Origin of the sequence: Shigella sp. FC1967 (assembly GCF_001743005.1) — a bacterium.
In the GTDB taxonomy this organism is placed as follows: Bacteria; Pseudomonadota; Gammaproteobacteria; order Enterobacterales; family Enterobacteriaceae; genus Proteus.
In genome coordinates, this window is the sequence record NZ_MIIZ01000303.1 from 1 (window position 1) to 243 (window position 243).

A 243-nucleotide genomic window follows, 5' to 3' on the forward strand; every position below is an offset into this window, starting at 1 on the left:
AAAAATTGAAGAAGCCAACGGCAAATTTAATGCTAAAGCCGAAGAAGCCTTAAAAGAAGCGCAAAAAAGTCGGTAGTTTAAGCACTGAAACTAAAGCCGCAGTCGATAAGATGGCAACCGAACTGAATGCATTGCGTGAATCTGAAAAAACACTCAAAGCTTCATTAGGTGAATTAGAGCAACATGTCGCACAAATGCCGTTGAATAATGCGGTTCAGGCAGCCAAAACAATTGGCCAGCAAG

1 pseudogene is annotated in these 243 nt (G+C 41.6%); it reads left to right on the top strand.

From position 1 onward, the window contains the following. Positions 1-4: 4 nt before the first annotated feature. Positions 5-243, top strand: a pseudogene (locus BHE89_RS24775) (phage major capsid protein); the annotation flags it as partial.